The following is a 20617-nucleotide window of genomic DNA, read 5'->3' as shown; positions in this document are numbered from 1 at the left end:
TATTTAGAGAAGTAAAACGACGTACTTCTTCGTTTAGTAATAGTTTCAGCAACGTGCAGCCGACGACAGCAGAAACATGGCTGCAAGCCTTCGCCGTCTGGTGGAATTCGCTTAACTAAACACGATGGAAACAGCGGCCCAAGAATTCATTACCGTTGACCCTATTGCTGCCGGTCTCTCCCCCTTGCTGTCGTGTGTATTGTCTACTTAATCGCTATACGTGCCTCTTGATTTCCGTTCCAGGTCACCAGATATCGAGTACATAGTCGTCGACGAGAAATTCTTACGGGACCGCGTCGCTCTCGCCCACGAAGAGATCGAGACCTACGACGCCTCGTACTACGAGACCCAGCTCGTCAGAGCTGTCGAGAGTGTGCTGTCACCGCTCGGGTGGGAGCGGACGGAGATCCAGCAAGAATTAGTCACCACCTTGGTAGAAACCGTTGAACTACCCTCCGCGAGAACAAGGAAAGAAAACGAGAGCCAATGGCACGATATGCAGATCGAATTTTACTTCCGGTCCACGGCCATAACCTTTCATGCCCTGCGTTCAATACGATAGTACGAATCGACATTCACCGGCAGGTGTCGCAGTCGAAGCATCGATTCAAAAGGACTATCTCACCGACAACAAGAAAACCATATCAATGTCCCCTCCCACCCCAAGCCCCGGCTCGCCATACCGTGAGGAGGGACCCCACGTGAACAAACTACTACGAGGCATCGAACTCGCAGTAGACGAAGTACTCGACAACCCAGACCGTCCGATAACTCGTCTTGAGCAGGAGAAGCTCTGCTATTTTGCAATCAAAGAATTCGATCTCCCAATCACCTACAGCTGGTACCTTGCTGGAGCATGTACGAAAGTCTCCGGTGAACCGAGCGCAGCTGCAAACCGATTGAACACTTCCAGCACGTCCATCCGAGAAGATACGGGAGAGGACCCAGATGTCCGAGAGTATCGCGACTATTTCGCCTCGACAGAGTTCTTCCCTGACTACACTCTGCGCGACATCTGGTTCACGAACAAATACGAGTTCCTGCAGGACTTCTATGAGCACTACGCCCCGGAAGAGTACCTCGACCTGTACCTTGCGTCGACGGACATCCGCGAGCAACTGGAGAATATCGACAACTTGGTCCAGCAGGAAACCGCCCACCATTCGTTATCCGAGTGGGGCGCTGGCTCGGACGACGGAGTACTTACCGAATCCGACGAACGTGAGTTCCGACTACTCATCTCCGATCTCCATATCGAAATGTCCGAAATTGACGACCTATCAGAGACAATTAGTGTGATAACACGTGGGACCGATGTGCTTGAGCAGGTGTTCGCTCAACTCACTACACTAGACTCGATCTCGAGCGATCAGTCCGTCGTGTTGGATGATCTCGCCGCGTACTTCTATGACGACGTGTGGCGCTATCCAGCGCTGTACATCTCGGCACAGACCGCCGAAGGCCCGAACGATTACCATCTGAAAGGCGAACACGCAACGAGATTCACTGAGTTCCATGAAGACCTCCTATCGCGGGCTAATCGGATGCGGAATCTCTGTATGGATGTTGGTCTATACCCAGACATTGGTCATCATGCTGGCCAAGTCGACGAAGACGTCAACAGCCACCTGAACTCGGTGATGAAAGAGTACATTGAGGAGAGAGAATGAGTAGGGCAACACAGGCGGAGATCAACCTCGATACCTCCGTGATCATCAACTATGTCTTCTCGAATCTTCCCGGGGACCTAGAGGAGGACCGAGGGTGCCAGCGACTCATCGATGAGGATTCGTTCTACACGGTAATCGGCGGGAAAGCAGAGGGCGAATTAGACGCGCTATGCGACCGTCGGTACGACCTATACAATGACGTCGTTGAGTTCCTGCTATCGACTGACAACGAGATCTTCGACTATGATCCCGTAGAACGAGATGTTCATACGAGCCCGAACGACGAGCGGCACTTCCGGAGCGATATCCAGATGAACTGGTACGATAAGCCGAAGCGGGAGCAGTTGGATACTCTTCGCCGGTGTTTCCAGGAACTCGAGGTGTACCAGATTCGAATACCGGAGGAACTGATTGACGAGTGTTTCCCGCAGCAAACCAATGCAGATCTCTTGGACCGGTTCGAGAACGAGTTAGGCGTGGGGCACGACTGTGAGATCTTGGTTGATGCAGCAGAGATCTCGCATCAGCACTCAATTGACGTACTTGTCGCGGTGGACTCGGACATCACCGATGAGGGCCACGTCGATATAATCTGCGATATCATCGAGGATGTCCTCGGAGTCCCGGACTTGTTGCGTATTTCGGAGCCTGACGGAGTTTGACTGGTCTTTTATCCGGGTGAGTCGACCCTTCTACCGCAGCGTAGTAGATTGTCGCCTGACGTCGAATGCGAGAATAAGTGCTACGGCGAGAAAGGTCGCGGCGAGTACCGGACCGGGATCCGCGATTTTGGCTAGCTTGAGTGCTCCGAGCAACACCATCCCAGCGGCGAGTGTGAGTAGTGAGAGTTGACGTGAACCGACCGCGACCATGCTATCACAGATCGACGCTGAACCGACTTAGAACCCGTCGCCGCTCAGCGCCGACCAAATAAACCCCACCGCAATCAGGATCAGGACCAGCGATGGATCGAGAACGAACGCTGCGACAGCGCCGAGTGGTTCGAGGATGAAGAAGAGGGGTCCGCCGAGGTCGTGCTCGGCGGCCCAGTTGAATACTGCTCCGACGACGATAAGACTGAGAATGGCGCTAATTGTTGTTTCTCCGATGTCCTCAACGGAATTCATAGCAATTAGAAAAAGTCGAATAACCCGCCACTATCGCTCCTCTTTCGGCTTGACTGCTTGTTGTCGCCGAGCCCGAAGTCCATCCCGAAGTCGAGACCTATGCCAAAGTCAGGCTCATGGTTTATTTCGCAACCGTACTCGTTCAGCTCAAAGGTCCTATCTGGACGTCGACGGGCGCTCTGCCCGAACGCATCCTGCTGGTTTCGAGAGTGTAGCGAGTTGTCGCCGCAACGCTCGGTTTCTCCGATGAGGGTTTCGCCGAAGATGCTTTCTGCCTTGTAGTCAGGGATGTTACCGTCGACTTCTTCGGGTTGTGGGTAGTCGTCAGTATGGTCCGCGCTGGTTACTTCCCATAGTGGGTTTCGCTCCAGTTCGCGAATTCGACGGTTGTTGGCGCGACGGTGGGGACGCATTACTTGCAAGTAGGCCATCATTTATAATATATCTAGGGATAAAAATCTCGTTTTTCAGAGGTTCACTCTTGGGCTCCTCTACAGTAGTGGATGGAATTGTTATAGACGACGATAGACCATATCTCGATTAGACAGTTCAAGAGAAGATCATATTTTCAGTTTCACCACGCTCAGCGGAGATTTTTATTTGGCCCAGTAAAATGCTTCAGTAACTCGCTGAATCACGCTTCTTGCACTACGGCGTAAAACAAACTTCAGTATGCCATCACGTATTCCAGACCACGACCACACGCCCCCCACGCCCGCAAATGAATCTCCTCAACCGACAGGGAGTGATATCTTTGAGTATCCACAGACTATTTCGCCAGCAGAGATCGGTGAATACATCAGCTTTGATCAATGTCCTCGGTATTTCAAACATCGAGTCGAAGACCACGATTCATCGTGGTTCCATGATGGTGAGGACTTCACCGAAGCGTTTCGAGCATTAAATCTCCTGCTCTCAAAAGCAGGCTACGACTTCGAAAGGACAGTATTGGATAACATTTCAACGCCCGCGTGCGAACTAACAGACCTTCAGCGAGATGTCGACGAATTTACGCCAGATCACGAAACGCTGATTGAGGCGATTGCAGAAGCTTGCAATAAGCCGCCTGCCCCGGATACACCGGCTATCATCTCGCAGGCCAGCGTCGCTGGGACGATCGGCGTGTGGAATGTTGGCGGTGATATTGATTTAGTGTTCGTCTGGGCAACCGAGACAGGTGCGACAGTCCGGATTGTCGATATAAAACGAGCTAGCGAGGAGAAAAGCTATCACCAGATTCAGGCTGCGACGTACGTCGCGCTTCTAGAGGATCTTCTTGCTACTGCATCAACCATAGAAGCCTCAGCCGTAACTGTGGATGCCGGGATAATTACACAGGAAAACGCCGATATCCCACCAACGACTGGCAGGGTACCTGTTTTCGAAGTAGCTCCCAGAGTCATGGACATTAAGCGTCTACTCTCATCTGATGGCGAATTACAGAAGTTGGCGAAGACAGATTTCGATGAGGTTTCCTACCAACTGAATCAGAAATGCGCTAATTGTCCCTATAACGAGTCTTGCCTTACTGATGCGTATGAGGAGGGTCATCTCCGCCTGCTAGGTCTGACAGTTGCTCAGCAAGAGCTACTTGCCTCCCACGGAGTCGAATCAGTTAGTGATCTTGCTTCCCTCTGCCAACCTCCAGACGATGATGACTGGTATCCTACAAAATATCGGCGCGGAAGGAATGGTTCCTCTATCTATCAAAAGCTGGAGACTACTCCAGGGATTGGCGAATTATTGCCTACATTGATCTATCGGGCTCAGGTTCTCGAAGATCAACTACAATCAATGCAACGGCCAGACACCGCAGAGTCTGTTGAAGAATCATCCCGCACCGGTGTGAGTGATCGACCACGTCCATGGATTCCCGGCACAGGGCGCTGTGGACTTCCAGATGATGAACCTGAAAACGGTGGTCCGTTCGAAACAGAGTGGCTAAATGGATCAATGATTCGTGTCTATCTGAACGTCCAACATGACCACCTTCGTGATCGTGTCCTGCAAATAAGCGCCCGTGTAACAGCGACAGCAAGCGTTACTGAATCACAGCGTTTGGCTGTAGCAAGTGATGACGCACCGGATGTTGGAGACGGGGCTGATGAAGCTGAGAGAAAACTGTTGACTCAGTTCATTCGTGAGGTATATGAGGCAATCAGGGCTATTGAGGCAGGTATTGATTACACAGGAATTGCCCAGACTAATCCATTACTTCATTGTTATCTCTATGACACGGCAGAGTTAAGCGCGCTCCAAGATGCATTCCGACGACATGATGACAAGCGAATTGATTCGTTCCAAGATTTAATCGAAGGTGATGCTGGCAAAGACCGACCAATGGTTTCAGTCCTGCAGCCAATTATCAACCAGCATCTGCAATTACCCACCCCTGCGATAGGATTACTAACCGCCTATCGATCCCTGCTCCCGCCGAAAGATACCTATCGAAAATCCCCTTCTAACGAGGAATGGAGCTACACACCAGACGATTCCTCTACCTCGCTTCAATTACGCCAGGTCTTCTCATACCGTCTATTTAATCGGACTGTCTCGGGGAATCCGGATCCAGATGGCCATGGGTCGGTTGACCCGACATCTGGTGTGGGGGGAAGCGGTGTTCCGACGCGGATGCGATATGATGCCAGCATCCCGCTCGGATACCTCTGGAGCGCCGTTAATCGAATCGATTCAGAATGGGTGGAGTCTGTCCGGGAAGAGTACAGCCTCGGAGATTATCCGCTTGATGCCTTCCGATATCGGAACACGAATGATGCAACGGATCCGATTACACTAGCTGATGTCAAAACCCTTGGTCGGCATTTTTGTGATGTGCTCGAACATATAGAGCGGAGCTTTACTGTTAAAGACGCGACGCTAGAAAAAGAGCCATACCCTATCGAGGCACTCTCAGACGATTCATTTGAGCCTCCGACACTTGCGCAAGCGGGTCGTGAATATCTCCGTATCGAGCATAGTGTTGGGCGGGAGGAAGAATATGCCCATTATCGTATGCAGCAACAGCAGCGGTTACTGAGTGGGAATACGCTTCCGGTCCAAATCACGAGTGTGGATGAAGTGACTGATCAAACCGCTCTAGTAACCGGCCGAGTAAGGTACGATAATCAATTCCTCAATCCAGAAAATGCTGAGCGAGTCAAGCGTGCCTGTCGACTCAAAGGGAGCGATGGATCCAGCAGCGGCTCGTGGATGGTAGCGAACGAATGGCGCCCTGGGCAAACTGATGAGCTCGTTTCGATCCCCTACAACATCGAGACCGGCGTCCAAACGACGATTAAATCCCTCGATCTCGATAATGACAAGGTCGAATTTACAATGAAGAACTTCTGGGGGTCAGGTACTGAGTTTGCACGACCGCACGATAAATGGACAACGAGCCGATCAAAGGCTACGTCCAGCTCTCGTCATCTTCTATTGGAGAATGCATCTCATCTCCTTCTTGATCCCCAAACTGACGACATTAATGCTGCCCGTGTCGACAACGCGCTTGAGCACGCTGAAGAAAACGCCCTACACGATTGTCTTGAGAGAATCCGTTATGGACAGGACCCCGCTCCGAATACGGATTTGTTCAGCCCAGACCATCTAAAAGCGTTTAGTGAGTTCATGTCGGACAATGTTGATCCGTCTTCTCTGCCAAGCAATGAACAGCAGTCATTTATTAAAGAATCCGACGCTCAAATTGTCGGTCTACAAGGCCCGCCGGGTACCGGAAAAACAGATGGCGCCTTTGCACCAGCGCTCATGGCTAGGGCTTGGGATCGGAGTCGCCGTGATTTGTCGTTTGCAGGTCTTGTAACCGCACCATCGAACACCGCAATCGACGAACTGCTCGAGAGTGTTGCTGAACTGTATACTGAATGCAAGGCAGTCGATCCATCGACCACCCTTGGATCGGTTGAAATGATACGAATCACTAGCGACAAACCATCAGATGCACCCGACCCGGTTACCTATCTCGATTACAATAATCCAGAAGACGACGCCGAACTGAGTCGTCTCGGAGAACGACTACTCGAGTCTAATACTGGCGGACAAGGAAAGCTCACAGATTTTGATGGGACTGACAACGAGCCGGTATCACAGACATTAGTATTTGCGACTCCCAGTCGAGCCTGGAAACTCATCGACGAAATTACACCAGGAGATACAGAATCGGCCGCTTCCGAAGCTGTTTGGCACCTTTTGACCGTTGACGAGGCTTCAATGATGACTGTCCCACAGTTCCTGCTTGCTGGGTTTGGGTTCCGACCTGAGGGCCAAGCGCTAGTCGGCGGCGACCATCGACAACTCCCACCTGTTCAGAAACACGACTGGAGTGACGAGCAGCGTAGAAGCATTCGAGCGACAGTACCATATCTTTCAGCACTAGATTATCTTCGAGTCCTTCGCGGCGAGGAAGAGGATATATTAGGCGAAGACGCGGCTACCGAGTGGGTAAACAGCCGTGATGCCTCTGCGGTCGAGATACCGTTTATCCAGCTTTCTACGACGTACCGGTTTGGACATACGACAGCTGCACTAGCTCAAGAAACGGTGTACGGGCAGGACAACATTGAGTATACTGCAGGCAAGCCCTCAGATCCGCTTTCTGCTCGGTCAAACAACTCTTCGGGAGTTACTACCGCCTTGTCAAAAGAGGCTCCAATCACACTAATCACATACGAGCCATCTGACACATATCAGCAGGCAAATCCTATTGAGGAAGCTATTTCGGCCGCATTAATCGCTGCCCGTCCGGGGCAAGCGTCAGCTGGTGTCGTTACTCCCCATAACGCACAAAAAAGTAGGTTACAGACCACGATTTATAACTCGGACGTCATTGACGCAAATCGTGATACAGTTCAAATTGAGACAGTAAATCGATTCCAAGGTGGCGAGGCGGATTTGATGGTGTTGAGCGGAACAGTAGCTGACCCGCAGTACATTCGCAAAGAAGCAGATTTCTTATTGACTGAAACACGCGTTAACGTCGCAATGACTCGACATAAACGGAATCTGGTCGTAATCGCGCCTCAATCACTCCTCGGTTACATTCCTACTGACCCAGATCTCTATGACGATGCAACGATATGGAAAACAATCGCAGGCTGGGCCGGTGAAGCACCCACATCTGAAAAATCTGCTTCTTGGTCCGGGAGTCTTCAATCGTTCCTAAATGAAGAAACGATGCTTTCGCGTGTACCTGAGGTTGAACACGATACGGAGATCCACATCCATCAGATTGAGGCCGTGAAGCCAGACAATAAGTGACTATATCAGTCGGATTCGTACAACCAATCCAGAGCATGTGTTTCGGTACTGGAGCATTCAAATATAGGAAAATCTGGAAGTCTTTGTAGCACGAGCTAATGGGTCAAACCGAACTAGATTGGCTACTCAGTAACCGCTCCTTTATATTCCCAGCCGAGACTGTTCCCCTCTCGACGGACGATGTACTTGTAGGGACCATGCAGCTCGCCGGACTGGCACTTGCAGTTGTCCTTGCCACAGCTGACTTTCTTGATCACCACGGTCCCCCCACTCGATTCCTCGACAGCTTCGATCGATTCACCCTCGCCGGCGTCAATGTCCTCGGCGGCGACGTCTTGGCGGTACTCGAGGAGGTCGTCGATCCAGTCCTTGAGAGCGCGTAAGTCCGCGTCATCTTGCTTTGGGACACCCTCAGCGAGATACTGCGGGAGCGAATCGGGAGGTGGTGGACGAGTCGGCATTGTCTTACCAAACAATAGGGGTCTCTAAAGAATAAATGTTTGGTAAGAATTGAAAACCATCCTCCAGCATTTCCGAAGCAAACGCCAGCGAAGTCAACTGAAACAGGCGATTATCAGAGGTTTAGTAGCAGCGGAAAGTGTGGATCTGCTGTGAGATCTATCCCTCCATCATTTCCGAAGCTATCGGTTGGGATACGGAGACCCCCCCTCCACCGTTTCCGGAGCTTTACGCGAGGAAATTGGACAACAAACCTAGAACTCCTACCGCTCGGGATTCTACGCCGTTTACGGCGTGGAGGAGGTCAACTGTGGCATAGCCGCCCTTCTACTGAATGAATTCCTGAAACGGTGGTGAGTGCCTCGAGGTCGTTCGGAAGAGCAAAGCTCTTCGGTGATAACGAAACGCCTCTGGCGTCTCGAACCACTTGACCCCGAGGCAGCTCACACAAGAGCGTGGTTTTCACGTTTCTGAGGCCAACTCGAACCTAAACACGATGATTGAAGGAGAACGCAAGAACTCTGAAACCAGTTAGACGAGAGGGCAACCCTCCACCGTTTCTGAAGCTTTTGCTGACGGCGGATCTCGTGAACCCTCACTCCACCGTTTCCGAAGCTATCCACAGGAGAGGAAAGGGGACCACAAGAAAACAGCATAGATTGCTAGGAACACTCATCGCTACACGACATCTGACCTCTCTCGCAAAACATATCCTTCTTCTAGAATATTGTTTTAGCTCTAGTGCGGTAGGGATTATAGGGTAATTGTATTGAATCTTTTGTTTGTAGTAGAGCCGTTTCAAAAGGGAGCTAGGTGTATTATTCATAGCTTCGGAAATAGTGGAGTGAGAGGGTATCATAAAGAACGAGAGCTTCGGAACTGATGGTGTGTGTATTCTTTATATACCACCGAGCTTCGGACGCTCCGGAAACTAAGGAAGCGGTGGCTTTATCATATCGTGTTGTGTGGCGGTCTATCATGGGGATGTTCCAACGAGACCGTCAGGTGTTCGCTGACGCCGAACCCCTTGACGACTCCTATGAGCCCGAGGATATCCGGAAACGGGACGAGGAACTCGAGAAATACCAGCGAGCCCTCCAGCCGATCATCGATAACCGCCCAACGTCGAACATCTTTCTGTACGGGAAGACGGGTACGGGGAAAACCGTCGCGACGAAGTTTATGCTGTCTCATCTCGAGAACGATGCTGCCGAGTACGACGACGTCGATCTCTCGACTGTCTGGGTCAGCTGTGAGAATCTCTCCTCGTCCTACCAGGTCGCCGTTGCCCTCGTCAACGAACTCCGGGAAAGCCAGGACAAAGATCGCATCAGCACCACCGGCTACTCTCAGCAGCGGGTCTTCGATATCCTCTACGAGGAACTGGACGCGCTCGGTGGTACCGTCGTGATCGTCCTCGACGAAATCGACAACATCGGCCACTCCGACGACATCCTCTACGGGCTCCCGCGAGCACGGTCGAACGGCTACGTCGACGATGTCCGCCCGGTGATCGTTGGCATCAGCAATGACTTCCAGTTCCGCGACAATCTCTCACCGAAGGTCAAGGACACGCTCGCTGAAAAAGAGATTCTCTTCCCGCCCTACGACGCGAATCAGCTACGCTCGATTCTCACCCCACGCGCCGAGAAAGCGTTCCACGATGGCGTCCTCGACGATGACGTCGTTCCACTCTGTGCGGCGTTTGCCGCCCAGGACACGGGATCGGCCCGACAGGCGATCCGACTGCTTCGCGAAGCCGGCGAACTCGCGCAAGCCGCCGATTCCGAAACCGTTACTGAGGAGCACGTCCGGGACGCCCAGGACGAGCTCGAAAAGAACCAGCTCTATGAGGGGATGCAGGAACTCACGACACAGGGACACGCCGTCCTCTGTGCGCTCGCGTACCACCAGGCACTCGACGACGTCCCGGTCCGCTCTCGTGATCTCTACAAACGATACGTAAAGATTTGCGACCGGCTCGACGCCGATAGTGTGAGCGAACGCCGTGTTCGCGATCATCTCTCGGATATGAACATGCTCGGGCTCATCAGCGTCTATGAACGGAATGAGGGACTCTCAGCCGGCCGGTATCATGAGTACGAGCTTGACGTCCCGCTGCAAGCAGTCCTCGAGGTCCTGCTGTCGACGACTCGGTTCGAAGACCTCGCAAATATCATCCAGTCGACGGCCGACGATAACAATCTCCTCCAGTCGGACATCTCCGACTACTGAGTACGAGCTTCGTTGCTTCTAGAGCGATGCTAAATTGCTGAAAGCTCCGGAAACGGTGGAGGGTGTACATCGTTCTAAAACTCTAAAAATCGTAGAGGGAAAGCGCATACTGCTATGAAGATCTTATCTAACAATCTGAATCTATGTTTCTGATTTTGTTTGGTCAGACCGGTCAGTAGAAGCTTCGGAAACGGTGGAGGGTGGCAAAGCTTCGGAAACACCGGAGGGGGAAAGCCCTGAGTTTCGAGCCGATCGAAGCAGTACGTCTGAAGTCTGCTGAAACAATCGAGTGTTCAACGAATCAGCGATTGGACTTTGAAACCCTCCCAAGCCGACATTCCGGAGAAACGTTCTTCTGTCCGTTCACGAGCAAAGCGGCCGGAACTCGTGTCTAAACGAAATCGCACGATGGAAAGAGGAATTCAACAGGGCCGCTCAGGAGAAATACTGAAAATCGCAAACTCCGCCATATTAGCGGGATTTCGACTCAAAAGAAACTCTCTATCTACGCCGTGGCGGCGACTGCCAACTACGCAAGAGAACATCCTGAGTGGATACCCGCTGGACCCGCGTTCAAGACGTACCAATTCATTGCTGATACGATGGGTGCGGATCAGTACAGTCGCGAGACGTTCGTAAACCACGTGACTGAGCAGAGTACGTACGGTGTGTTGGACTTCGAGCGCCGAGGCAAGGGTCGAGATAGAGGAGTGCATATGTATTTCTCCCTCTCTGAGGATCCGGAAACGATTATGGAAACGATCCGTGAGGATTCGCGGTTCGGTGATTTAGCTCACGAAGAGGCGACTATCAACGCGGTTGTTCGTGAGCGTCTGAAGCAGTTCCGCAGCAAGAACTAATCTTGCCCTTATTCTCTCCGCACTTACTACTCGAAAACGGGGGGTGTGTCCTACGAGTTATTCCTGACCACTTACGAGAGCCTCGGCACACTCGACGAGGGCGTCCTCAGACGTCCACTGACAGAGACGCCCAGCATCGTCGAGCATCTCGAAGATTGCCGTCTGCATTCCGCTATACGGGTTGTCGATATCAATGCCCGTGTCGATCGCGTCCGCATCCAACGAGTCATACTCGCGTTTGAACACGTGAGTCTTCGTGAAGTACTCCTCGAGAGCAGTAAAGTAGCCCTGTTCGACGAGGAAGCCGCCCTGGGCGTGTTCGGCGACGCCCACGATGAGGTCCGTGTAATCGGCGAGCAGCCGGAACTTGAGGTAGGTGTTCGTCCACTCGCTCCGAATGTCGACCATCAGGAACGCGTACGCGTTGGGCTGCCTGTTGAGGCGATCTTTCACGAGCTGGAGGCGACGGATTTCGGGACGTCCGTAACTGCCAAGGACGAAGTACGAATTCTCAGCTGAGAATATCGGCGTGAGCTCCGAAACACTCTGTTTCAACGCTTCGTACTCCTCTGGTGTGAGTGAGGCCTCGTGAAGATACTCGTCCGCTTTCTCAGCGAGTTCGTCGATAGTGACCGGATCCTCACTCATTAGAGCAGGAATTTTCCCGTATCCTGCTTTAATGTGGCGAACGCATCGGCGACCGTATCGCTTCAGACCGATTCGTATTTAGACGAAACGCTTTTGCACGCACTACTCGAATAACCAGGTAATGAGTACTTCCGATCACCCGCCAAGCGATCTGGAGTCCGTTCGGGAGCGGCTCAACGTCGTTACCCAAGAGACGAGATTCGCGCTCCTCCAGGACATTCTTGGGCATCCGTCGGAATTACCGACGTTGAAGGAACTCGACTACGTCAACCCGAGCAAGAGCCAGACGACGATTCGCCAGCACCTCCAGCAGCTCGTTGACGCCGGTATCATCGAGGAAGTGCTCCTGCCGGATGACCGCCGGCAGAACGATTTGCCGTACAAGTTCTACGGAATCAGCGAGAGTGGTCGACAGTTCCTGGAGGAGCATAAGCTCCACCGGGCACAAGACACGCTTCGAGAGATCTACGACCGCGTGGAGAAGACCGACGACATCAAACGCTACGAGACTGCCCCGCGACCCGATCGCTAACAGCCTCTCTTCACTTCGCGAACGGGGTGTCACCCCGAACAACTGCCCATTCAACTGTGGCGCTATTCAGTCTACTCGTCGGGACTGACGGGACCTTTGTACTGGGACCGGATCTTCTCTCCTTCTCGCCACTGCCAGTAGTAGTAGCGGTTGTCGTTGATCTCCTTGATCGTGATCGTGGCCTTCGAAGGGACGTCGTCCGGGAGATCGTCCGGTCGCTCTTCGACCTCTTCTTGATCTGCCGACTCCTCGAGACGGGCCTCCCGTTCCTTGTGCTCGGCGAGCGCTTCAGCGTACGTCGCAACATCTCGGAGCTGCTCCGGATCCGACTCGTTGAGCGTGTTGACGATCTCCGTCGGGAGGTTCGCCGGTGGGGTCGGGGGTTCGTAGGACATCGGCTACTCTCGTGTTAACCAACACGACCCACGAGCCCATAGTTTTGTTGGTTAAGACGATGGAGACGACTCTCGTGCCTGCTGACTGTAACACTACTCGAAACTTCTTTATATACAAGTTTCGTACTATGTTACACCGTGCTCCGGCGCATCGAACTGGAGGTCCTCGCCACGGTCGACCGCGGCGACACGATCTCTGAGCTCGCGACGAAGCTCGACCACAGCGAGAGTTACCTCTCTCGTGCTGTCGCCGACCTCGTCGAGAAGGGGCTCGTTTACACGGAACGCGACGGGCGGCGAAAACGAGTCGTCCCGTCGGATGCTCGTGCCGTCGAACTCTATCAGGACCTCGTCCGCCAGCACTCCCACATCGAGTTCCCCGAGCTGCTGACCGGCAAGGCACTCGAGGTGCTGTACTACCTCGACCAGCCGCGAACCGTCTCCGAGATCGCCGACCGGAGCGACAACTACCGCAACACGGTCAACCGGGTCCTCAAGCGGTTTCGCGACCGTGGGCTTGTCGGGACCGTCGACGGCCACTACGAGTTCAACGCCGACTTCGACCGCCTCCACGAGTTCGCCCGTGAACTCGCACACCATCTACATCGCCAGCGCCTCGAAGCCGTCGCCCCGAAGGGCACGATTCTCTGGGAGGACTACGACGAATTCCTCGCCCAGGCTGAGACGGAGATCGAGGCAGAGGGATTCCACGAAACCGGCCTCGCTCGATTCACGGCCTTCGACCTTCAGTTCCTGCTCACCGGCCACCGCTACTACGTCTACTCCGAAGACCTCGACGCAGTCTCGCCGGCGGAGCTCTGCTGTCACACGCTGCTCATCGACGACGGCAGCCGCCACCGTTCGTACTGTCTCCTCCTGCTCAGCCACGTCGACGTCGACGAGGCGGACCTCCGAGAGCAGGCGACGAAGTATGGTCTCGAAGACGAAATCGACGCCCTGCTCCGCTACCTCGAGACGCACGGCGAGGTCGACGACGACCGGCTCCCGGAGTGGGACGAGTTTCAGGAGCTGGCGGCTGACTACGAGGTGCCACTACCACAATGAGACCCACATTCGGACGCGAGTACATCGAGAACGAATTCCAGCGAATCGGGAACGGGCTATCTGAACCGCTCACGGTCTACCTGATCGGTGGTGGCGCGATGTCGCTGCGCGACCTCAAGGGGGCGACGAAAGATATCGACCTGGTCGTCCCAGATGGCGACGCGTACGGCCAGCTGTGGGCCGTCCTGATGGACCTCGGGTATGCGGAGGTCCAGTCGCTGGATCCAGATTACCGGGCGCTGGGGGCGACGAGCTGCGTCGAGAACGACGACGGGTGTCGCCTCGACATCTTCAACCAGCAGGTCGCGAACAAGCTCGTGCTCACCGACGGGATGCAAGAGCGCAGCGAGCCGTTCCTCGACACGGATCGACTGACGGTCCGGCTGGTCAGCAACGAGGATATCTTCCTGTTCAAGGCGATCGCAGGCCGCGACGACGACATCGAGGACATGAATATGCTCGTGCAGGTCGGCCTCGATTACGATGTCGTCGGTGAAGAACTCGAAGCCCAGATCGAACGCCTGGGGGACGATCAGTTCGCCACGTTCGCGAACGAGGCGTTGGGCGAACTCGAGGAGCGATACGGAGTGACCACGCCCATCGAGGCCCACGTCCAGGAGCTCACGAATAGGTACTACCGGGGGCTCGAAGTCCTCCAGGCACTCGACGAGCCGATGGCCGTCGACGAACTGGCCGCCGAACTGGAGCTGGATACCGACGAAATTCACGACCGGATCGCGTATCTCTCAACGTTCGACCGGGTCCAACGAGATGGCGACACAGTCCGTCCCGTGGAGTAGCTCAATCGTTACCCTACGTGGAAGGAAGGCGGCCGTCTGGTCGGGGCACGCGGCCCCGTTTGATCTCGTGATCGACGCGACGCAGGTGCTTGCAGCCGCCCTCGGGTGAGCGCTGCTGCCAGTCGGGACAGGTACACGATTCGTCGATGACGTCGACTTCGTACCGGTTCCCGGACGCAGACTGTACCTCGTAGCGGCCACCTTTCGAGAGGAGCGAGACGTCCATCGCTTCGGCGACAGCACGCTTCGTGCGGGGCTCGAGATCGTCCTGTGACTCTGCGTTCTCGTCGACGACAAGTCGGTCGCGAACGTCGCCCGTTCGGCCACCGTCGGGAGCGACGGCTTCCGCAGGCCCCCTGAGCCGCTCGTGGAGCACTTCCTCCACCGGATGGCCTTCCGGCCACAGGTAGTGGACCTCGCGGCGCTCGCGATGGTCGTAGGAGCCGCACGCGGCTGCGCACCCAGTCCAGACGCGCCAGGCACCCAGCGCAGCCATCACGTCGACGATGTCACGGGGAACTGTCCGGTGGTCGTCCGGGAAGAACACCCGGAAGCGGGTACACGCCTCCTGCGGCGAGACGGTCTCCCACCAGTCTTCGCTGGAGCTCCAGCTGTCGTACATCGCCTCGTCGCTCCCGTAGCCGACGGTCACGCCGTTGATCGGCGTCCAGTCTGCTGGGAGGTGGTCCGCCTCGCCTTCAAGCACCCGAAGAACGGCGTATCGGAGGCACTCGTGGGCTTGGTTGTCTGTCGTTCGAGCGACCTGGTCATGCTGCTCGGCAACGTGCTCAGCTTCCTCGAGGACTGTCGTGAGATAGCGGTCAGTCATCATTCGACGGAGGTCAGAACGCGCCTCCGCCCCTCGGCGGGCGCAGAAAAACTTAACCAACAGAGCGGAAGGAATCCATCACTCTGTTGGTTAACTGGGTTGGGACGAGGATTCGCCTTCGAGCACGTCGATGAGCTCTTCTGCTGTGGAACTAATCCGTCCAAGCCGCTCGCGAACGACCCCGGGATCGTCTGACTCCCAGGCTGCGAGGTAGAACGCTGACCCACTGGTGTCGAGCCCGCAGTACCGCCCGACGACATACGCGACGGCTTCGGCCTCGACTTCGCGTTTCGCTCGCTCGGTGTGGTTGTCGACGTCGAAGTGGAGCAGAGCGTGGGCGTACTCGTGAATCAGCGTCCGCGCGAGGTCGGCCTCGTTCTCCCGATCACGCACCTCGACGAGCGGCTGGACGTCGACGAGGCTTAGCTGCTCGCAGATGCCCTTCGCCTCGCCGTGGGTCCACTCCTCGGCTGGAACGATCCGAACCGTCACGCCAAGTTCGTCGGCGGCTCCAGTCAGCCGACCGACGAGGTCGCCGGCGTCCCCGGTCGCTTCCGTGTCCAGGTCGGGAAGCGGCTCACCTTCGGTCTGGGAGACGTCGAACACCGGCGCAGGCTTGAACCCGACGAGGCCCTCGGACCACTTCTCGGGTGGCGTCTCGTCGTACTCACAGTCACTGTCCTCGTGGTAGCTCGGCGAGTTCTCGCACTCCGGGCACTGCGTGGTGATGATCGGCGCCCAGATCCAGATGGCCGACTCCCCCTCCGTGACGTGGCGGTCGAACTCTTCCTGCCACGTCCGGTAGCCCGCCACCCGAGTCGCCTCGGGACACTGCCGCTTGATCAGGAGCGTGTTCCGGTAGGAGTAGTCGTGGAAACGATTCTGGACATCGAGCCACTCTTGGAACTCTTCGCTGGCCTGCGCGTCGTCGACGCCGGCGAGGAGGTCGTCGATCCACTGTTCGATAGTGCTGTTCATCTCGTCTGATCGCGTGTCGGTCTGGTCGAAGGAGACCGACGAGTCACTAGTCGTAGCCATTGTGTTCACCGAATCGAATTCACGGCGACTGCGTCTGCTCAGACCGCGCCGCACCCCTCAGGGGCGTTCAAAAACCGCTCTGTCGGTCAGCGGAGCTCGTGGCGTTCGTCCGCGAAGCCGACCGTGACGAGGTACTCGAGGAACTCGTCGAACCGGTCGACGTCGCTGGCGAAGGGCGGTCGATCCCGCGAAAGCTACGGCATCGGTGTCGTCACGAGCCAGTACTACCACTCGCCGGCCCAGAGCCGCCGACTGTTCTATGATCGCGAGTCTCAACATCCCAATTTTGTTGATGTCAACTGGATCGTTGACTTTACTGAGGTCGTTGGCGGCCGATACGAGATGCCAGCGCTCCGGGGCGAATTCGTTCAATGGACCGTCGAAGATCTTCGAGGTAAATCGACAAGCAAGGCAGACTATCGGACAATTCTTGCGTCCATCATTACCGATGAGGATCTCTCATGGTCGGCTGACGATCTTATGGCACTGGTCGAGACCTCTGACCGACAGTTCAGCCGCCGGCGTGAATTAGCCGACTTTAGCGAATTGTATCGACTACTCGAGGATCACGACGTCTACTGGGCCACACAAAAACAGAGTGAGGAACTCGACCCGCCGACCAACGTCGAGAGTGGCAACGCATACTTGGAAGCGACTGTCGGTACAAAAGCCGGGGACACCGTCGAGTCGACAGCGGTAGGCGACGTCGTGTTCCACTATTATAACAAAGAGGTTATTGGCTATTCGGCGGTCGCAGCCGAAACGATCAAAATTGAACAGGGGGCGGAACGGAAAGTTCGAGCGCCAGTTCACCTGAATCGGTTTGAATCACCCGTCCACCGCTCGACCATTGAGCGAGCGCTGCTATCAGTCGGTACTGAAGATGATCTTCCACTACTTGTCCAACCAGGACAGGAGTATCTGTCACGGGTACCTCAGGACTTTGCGCGCCGGCTTACAGACATCTTTGCGGAAGCACTCGAGAAGTCCTCCAACCGGGGAGCCACAGAACAATCCTCAAAACTGGCAAGCCTTGTCGATCCCCCGTCGTTCGATGTTTCGACCCCAGACGACCTCTACTTCGATAATGACGATCTACTCGACCAAGTCAACGCTGCCCTCAATTCGGGGAAACACATCATTTTCACGGGGCCACCGGGCACAGGCAAGTCGAAATTAGCCAAGGAGCTCAGTCGGGAGGCGGTTGCGTCTGCCGCCGATCAGATCGACGACTGGATATTCAGTACCGCAACGGCCGAATGGACAGCTTATGACACCATCGGTGGCTATATGCCCACAGCACAACAGGATGACGGAGCACTCGAATTCTCACCCGGTCAGTTCCTGCGTTGCTTCCGTACTGACGACGGAGAGTTGACGAATCAATGGCTGATCATCGACGAACTGAACCGTTCCGATATCGACAAAGCGTTTGGGCAGGTATTCTCCGTTCTCTCGGAAGATTCCGTCGAGCTCCCGTACGAGCGTGATAACCCTATACAGATCGAATGGGTCGACGAGGATACTGACGCGAGACAGCAAACTCGGATCGCCGCAGACTCGGATCGATACCCCGTCACCCCATCATGGCGGCTGATCGGCACGATGAACACGGCGGATAAAGCGTCGCTGTATGAGATGTCCTATGCGTTTATGCGGCGATTCAGCTTCATTCACGTCGGAGTTCCGGCTCTCTTCGACGAGAATTCGAATGTTCGGGCCTGGCTCCTTAAGCCAGATGCTACGGTTGACAACTATCCAGATGCTTGGATCGAGGACGGAGAACCGACTCAATTCCATGAGACACTGGTCGAGCTCTATACGCAACTCGCCGTGCTCTGGGCGAATATTAATGAATCACGGCCTGTCGGCCCTGCGATAATCGAAGATATCGTCTCCTACGTTGCTGCGTACGATGACAGTGAGTCAGTTGCCGAAGCGCTTTCCTACGCGGTTGTCTCGACGGTTTTCCCGCAGTTCGAAGGCATGCGACCAGAGGACCAGAAAGATGCTATTCGAAAACTCAATACATACCGGGATTACATTGACCAGCCCCTCGAGGAAAGATCCGATTCTGACACCGAAGCCGATCCAACAAAAGATGCACCCGAGACTACTGCCAACGCGACGCAGCCGGAACTGAAGATGACGCTGTTGAAGCGAACCGCTGAAGATATGTTCGGGATCGAGTTCGAGGATGCCGAAGACGGAACGTAGCGAGCTCATCGACGAGGTCAAACGAGAGTTAATCGGGTATCTCGGCAGTGGTAGCCGTATCGATCAATCCGTTGTCGCGCATGCGCTCGATATCTCGGGGTTCGAGATCGCCGACTTTGACCGACTGAAAGCCATTCGATTCGCGCTTTCTGAGGACGTTCGCGGGTACGTAACTGAGCTGGAGAGTCGATTGCGACGCGTCCGCACGGCTAATGAGGTCGAGGCCGAACAGCGACGGGGCGAGATCCGAGGTGCGATTGATTGGGGCCAAACCATTCGGGAACGCTATGCACGAAATCCCCAAGATAAGGCCCTGTTCGTAACACGGACACCATATACGGAGTATCAGCTTCCGGAGAACATCGTTCTCAAGACGTTCTTATCAATCCTAGCACAGACTGCGAAACAGGATTTGCTGGCAATTGACCGGGACTGGCGGCGGGATCTATGGGACGACGACGAAATCGAGTCGTTCATTCGGCTGTTCGATCAGAACGTTCATGTTGACCGGATCGAGGCTGATCACAACACTGTCTTGCGACCCCGCCAACTTAACGCCGCTCGACGGTCACGACAGAAGCTGTACTACCGGGCGTTTGAGCTGTATCGTCGCTACGAGAAGCTCCTCGATAACGAGTTCGATGACGATGAGGTGACACAGCTACTGCATGAAACGCTTACAGTCCCCAAGACCACTCGGTTGTTTGAATTGGTCTGTACCTTCCGCCTGCTTGGTGAATTACGAAAAGGCTTCGATATCACGCTGCAGCCGATCGAAACCGGTAGCGGACCCATTGCACACGGCCGCTCAGACAAATGGGAGCTCCGCGTATATCACGACGCAACTGGGCACCTAAAGTTTCGAGAGAAATTCCCAGAGCAGCCCCAGGATACCTATCTCAAACGCCTCAAAGATGCACACGAATCTCATAAGCGTCAGACGAGTAATGATAATATTAAACCAATATATCAGGGTCGCCCGGATCTCATCGTCGAGTTACGACCAAAGGATCGAGCGTATCCGACCAATATCGTTATCGGTGAAGTGAAATATACTGCGGGCAATCAAACGCTTTCTGAGGGTATTCTCGAGTTGAATAAGTATCTGCAGTTCGCTCGTCCTCAACAGAAAGGATTCTACTCGTGGCCAATAGATTCGGATGAATATCTCTTTGACAGGGAGGAAGTTCGAATCGTCGGTATGGTGATTACTGATGGTGCCCCGTGGTCAATCTCCGAGCATCAGATCCGCCATTTTCACGCGAACAACCTCAATGAAGCCGAGTGTCTGAATTGGTTGTACTCTCCGCCCGATATCTGCGGTTGAAATGAGTCATAATCGCCGGACACATCCCAAAAAAGCACTTTCGTGAAATCCTCGTCTCTTGATTGTAGCGTGGAATCCCGGTAATGTGGATACCGCGAATCGATCAATATCTCCTGAGAACAGCTTCCTACGTCCTGAATT

At 54.6% G+C, this 20617-nt stretch carries 17 protein-coding genes and 2 pseudogenes; 12 read left to right on the top strand and 7 right to left on the bottom strand.

Translation table 11 applies throughout. The features are described from left to right. The 4 genes and pseudogenes from U5914_RS16140 to U5914_RS16125 form a co-directional block, all read left to right on the top strand. Nucleotides 1-119, top strand: a pseudogene (locus U5914_RS16140) (IS6 family transposase); the annotation flags it as partial. 131 nt (nt 120-250) lie between these two features. Continuing rightward, nucleotides 251-436 (top strand): annotated as a pseudogene (locus U5914_RS16940) (type B DNA-directed DNA polymerase); the annotation flags it as partial. A 103-nt stretch (nt 437-539) separates the two neighbouring features. Further along, the gene (locus tag U5914_RS16130; RefSeq protein WP_336136766.1) at nt 540-1670 is read left to right on the top strand and encodes a DUF8098 family protein; all 1131 of its coding nucleotides are present in this window, start codon (nt 540-542) and stop codon (nt 1668-1670) included. Continuing rightward, nucleotides 1667-2332 (top strand): DUF8169 family protein, encoded by a 666-nt coding sequence (locus tag U5914_RS16125; RefSeq protein WP_336136765.1) that lies wholly within the window; start codon nt 1667-1669, stop codon nt 2330-2332. The genes U5914_RS16130 and U5914_RS16125 overlap by 4 nt, the downstream gene beginning before the upstream one ends. A gap of 237 nt (nt 2333-2569) precedes the next feature. On the opposite strand, the gene U5914_RS16120 is transcribed toward U5914_RS16125, so the two are convergent. Further along, on the bottom strand, nt 2570-2797 hold the full coding sequence (locus U5914_RS16120) for a hypothetical protein (RefSeq protein ID WP_336136764.1): 228 nt from the start codon (nt 2795-2797) through the stop codon (nt 2570-2572). Nucleotides 2798-2802: 5 nt separating this feature from the next. Beyond that, nucleotides 2803-3210: a hypothetical protein gene (locus tag U5914_RS16115; RefSeq protein ID WP_336136763.1), complete on the bottom strand. Its 408-nt coding sequence runs from the start codon at nt 3208-3210 to the stop codon at nt 2803-2805. Between the two features lie 259 nt (nt 3211-3469). Here U5914_RS16115 and U5914_RS16110 point away from each other — a divergent pair, with 259 nt between their 5' ends. Next, on the top strand, nt 3470-8071 hold the full coding sequence (locus tag U5914_RS16110) for an AAA domain-containing protein (protein ID WP_336136762.1): 4602 nt from the start codon (nt 3470-3472) through the stop codon (nt 8069-8071). A 122-nt stretch (nt 8072-8193) separates the two neighbouring features. Here the strand turns inward: U5914_RS16110 and U5914_RS16105 are convergent, their stop codons facing one another. Further along, nucleotides 8194-8532 (bottom strand): DUF6788 family protein, encoded by a 339-nt coding sequence (locus U5914_RS16105; protein ID WP_336136761.1) that lies wholly within the window; start codon nt 8530-8532, stop codon nt 8194-8196. Nucleotides 8533-9508: 976 nt separating this feature from the next. Between U5914_RS16105 and U5914_RS16100 the strand changes: the two genes are divergently transcribed. Then, nucleotides 9509-10765, top strand: a complete 1257-nt coding sequence (locus U5914_RS16100) for an orc1/cdc6 family replication initiation protein (protein ID WP_336136760.1) — start codon at nt 9509-9511, stop codon at nt 10763-10765. Nucleotides 10766-11277: 512 nt separating this feature from the next. Further along, complete coding sequence (locus U5914_RS16095; RefSeq protein ID WP_336136759.1) at nt 11278-11625, top strand: Cdc6/Cdc18 family protein; 348 nt, start codon at nt 11278-11280, stop codon at nt 11623-11625. A gap of 57 nt (nt 11626-11682) precedes the next feature. Here U5914_RS16095 and U5914_RS16090 read toward each other — a convergent pair whose 3' ends face one another. Then, on the bottom strand, nt 11683-12273 hold the full coding sequence (locus U5914_RS16090; RefSeq protein WP_336136758.1) for a DUF8170 family protein: 591 nt from the start codon (nt 12271-12273) through the stop codon (nt 11683-11685). A gap of 121 nt (nt 12274-12394) precedes the next feature. Here U5914_RS16090 and U5914_RS16085 point away from each other — a divergent pair, with 121 nt between their 5' ends. Then, the gene (locus U5914_RS16085) at nt 12395-12805 is read left to right on the top strand and encodes a helix-turn-helix domain-containing protein (RefSeq protein ID WP_336136757.1); all 411 of its coding nucleotides are present in this window, start codon (nt 12395-12397) and stop codon (nt 12803-12805) included. Nucleotides 12806-12876: 71 nt separating this feature from the next. On the opposite strand, the gene U5914_RS16080 is transcribed toward U5914_RS16085, so the two are convergent. Next, nucleotides 12877-13200 carry a DUF6788 family protein gene (locus tag U5914_RS16080; RefSeq protein WP_336136756.1) on the bottom strand — a complete coding sequence of 108 codons (324 nt, stop codon included), beginning with the start codon at nt 13198-13200 and terminating at the stop codon, nt 12877-12879. A gap of 138 nt (nt 13201-13338) precedes the next feature. Here U5914_RS16080 and U5914_RS16075 point away from each other — a divergent pair, with 138 nt between their 5' ends. After that, entirely contained in the window at nt 13339-14265 is a 927-nt protein-coding gene (locus U5914_RS16075) for a helix-turn-helix transcriptional regulator (RefSeq protein WP_336136755.1), read from the top strand. After that, nucleotides 14262-15065, top strand: a complete 804-nt coding sequence (locus U5914_RS16070) for a DUF6036 family nucleotidyltransferase (protein WP_336136754.1) — start codon at nt 14262-14264, stop codon at nt 15063-15065. Before U5914_RS16075 ends, U5914_RS16070 begins: the two co-directional genes overlap by 4 nt. Nucleotides 15066-15078: 13 nt before the next feature. On the opposite strand, the gene U5914_RS16065 is transcribed toward U5914_RS16070, so the two are convergent. Together U5914_RS16065 and U5914_RS16060 are read right to left on the bottom strand one after the other, a co-directional pair. Beyond that, on the bottom strand, nt 15079-15894 hold the full coding sequence (locus U5914_RS16065) for a hypothetical protein (protein ID WP_336136753.1): 816 nt from the start codon (nt 15892-15894) through the stop codon (nt 15079-15081). 90 nt (nt 15895-15984) lie between these two features. Next, on the bottom strand, nt 15985-16932 hold the full coding sequence (locus tag U5914_RS16060) for an ArdC-like ssDNA-binding domain-containing protein (RefSeq protein WP_336136752.1): 948 nt from the start codon (nt 16930-16932) through the stop codon (nt 15985-15987). A gap of 342 nt (nt 16933-17274) precedes the next feature. Here U5914_RS16060 and U5914_RS16055 point away from each other — a divergent pair, with 342 nt between their 5' ends. Then, a complete protein-coding gene (locus tag U5914_RS16055; RefSeq protein ID WP_336136769.1) occupies nt 17275-19149 on the top strand; it encodes a MoxR family ATPase in 1875 nt (624 codons plus the stop codon). Further along, nucleotides 19130-20476: a hypothetical protein gene (locus U5914_RS16050; RefSeq protein ID WP_336136751.1), complete on the top strand. Its 1347-nt coding sequence runs from the start codon at nt 19130-19132 to the stop codon at nt 20474-20476. The genes U5914_RS16055 and U5914_RS16050 overlap by 20 nt, the downstream gene beginning before the upstream one ends. Nucleotides 20477-20617 lie beyond the last annotated feature (141 nt).

This window comes from Natronomonas amylolytica, assembly GCF_037031205.1.
GTDB lineage: Archaea > Halobacteriota > Halobacteria > Halobacteriales > Haloarculaceae > Natronomonas > Natronomonas amylolytica.
The sequence above is the reverse complement of the archived record's forward strand: the minus strand, read 5'-3'. Positions and strand labels throughout refer to the sequence as shown.

Excerpts from the sequence above, each read along its gene's own strand:
- U5914_RS16130 (WP_336136766.1), top strand. The coding sequence starts at position 540 with ATGCCCTGCGTTCAATACGATAGTACGAATCGACATTCACCGGCAGGT.
- U5914_RS16125 (WP_336136765.1), top strand. The coding sequence starts at position 1,667 with ATGAGTAGGGCAACACAGGCGGAGATCAACCTCGATACCTCCGTGATC.
- U5914_RS16120 (WP_336136764.1), bottom strand. The coding sequence starts at position 2,797 with ATGAATTCCGTTGAGGACATCGGAGAAACAACAATTAGCGCCATTCTC.
- U5914_RS16115 (WP_336136763.1), bottom strand. The coding sequence starts at position 3,210 with ATGCGTCCCCACCGTCGCGCCAACAACCGTCGAATTCGCGAACTGGAG.
- U5914_RS16110 (WP_336136762.1), top strand. The coding sequence starts at position 3,470 with ATGCCATCACGTATTCCAGACCACGACCACACGCCCCCCACGCCCGCA.
- U5914_RS16105 (WP_336136761.1), bottom strand. The coding sequence starts at position 8,532 with ATGCCGACTCGTCCACCACCTCCCGATTCGCTCCCGCAGTATCTCGCT.
- U5914_RS16100 (WP_336136760.1), top strand. The coding sequence starts at position 9,509 with ATGGGGATGTTCCAACGAGACCGTCAGGTGTTCGCTGACGCCGAACCC.
- U5914_RS16090 (WP_336136758.1), bottom strand. The coding sequence starts at position 12,273 with ATGAGTGAGGATCCGGTCACTATCGACGAACTCGCTGAGAAAGCGGAC.
- U5914_RS16085 (WP_336136757.1), top strand. The coding sequence starts at position 12,395 with ATGAGTACTTCCGATCACCCGCCAAGCGATCTGGAGTCCGTTCGGGAG.
- U5914_RS16080 (WP_336136756.1), bottom strand. The coding sequence starts at position 13,200 with ATGTCCTACGAACCCCCGACCCCACCGGCGAACCTCCCGACGGAGATC.
- U5914_RS16070 (WP_336136754.1), top strand. The coding sequence starts at position 14,262 with ATGAGACCCACATTCGGACGCGAGTACATCGAGAACGAATTCCAGCGA.
- U5914_RS16065 (WP_336136753.1), bottom strand. The coding sequence starts at position 15,894 with ATGACTGACCGCTATCTCACGACAGTCCTCGAGGAAGCTGAGCACGTT.
- U5914_RS16060 (WP_336136752.1), bottom strand. The coding sequence starts at position 16,932 with ATGGCTACGACTAGTGACTCGTCGGTCTCCTTCGACCAGACCGACACG.
- U5914_RS16055 (WP_336136769.1), top strand. The coding sequence starts at position 17,275 with ATGCCAGCGCTCCGGGGCGAATTCGTTCAATGGACCGTCGAAGATCTT.
- U5914_RS16050 (WP_336136751.1), top strand. The coding sequence starts at position 19,130 with ATGCCGAAGACGGAACGTAGCGAGCTCATCGACGAGGTCAAACGAGAG.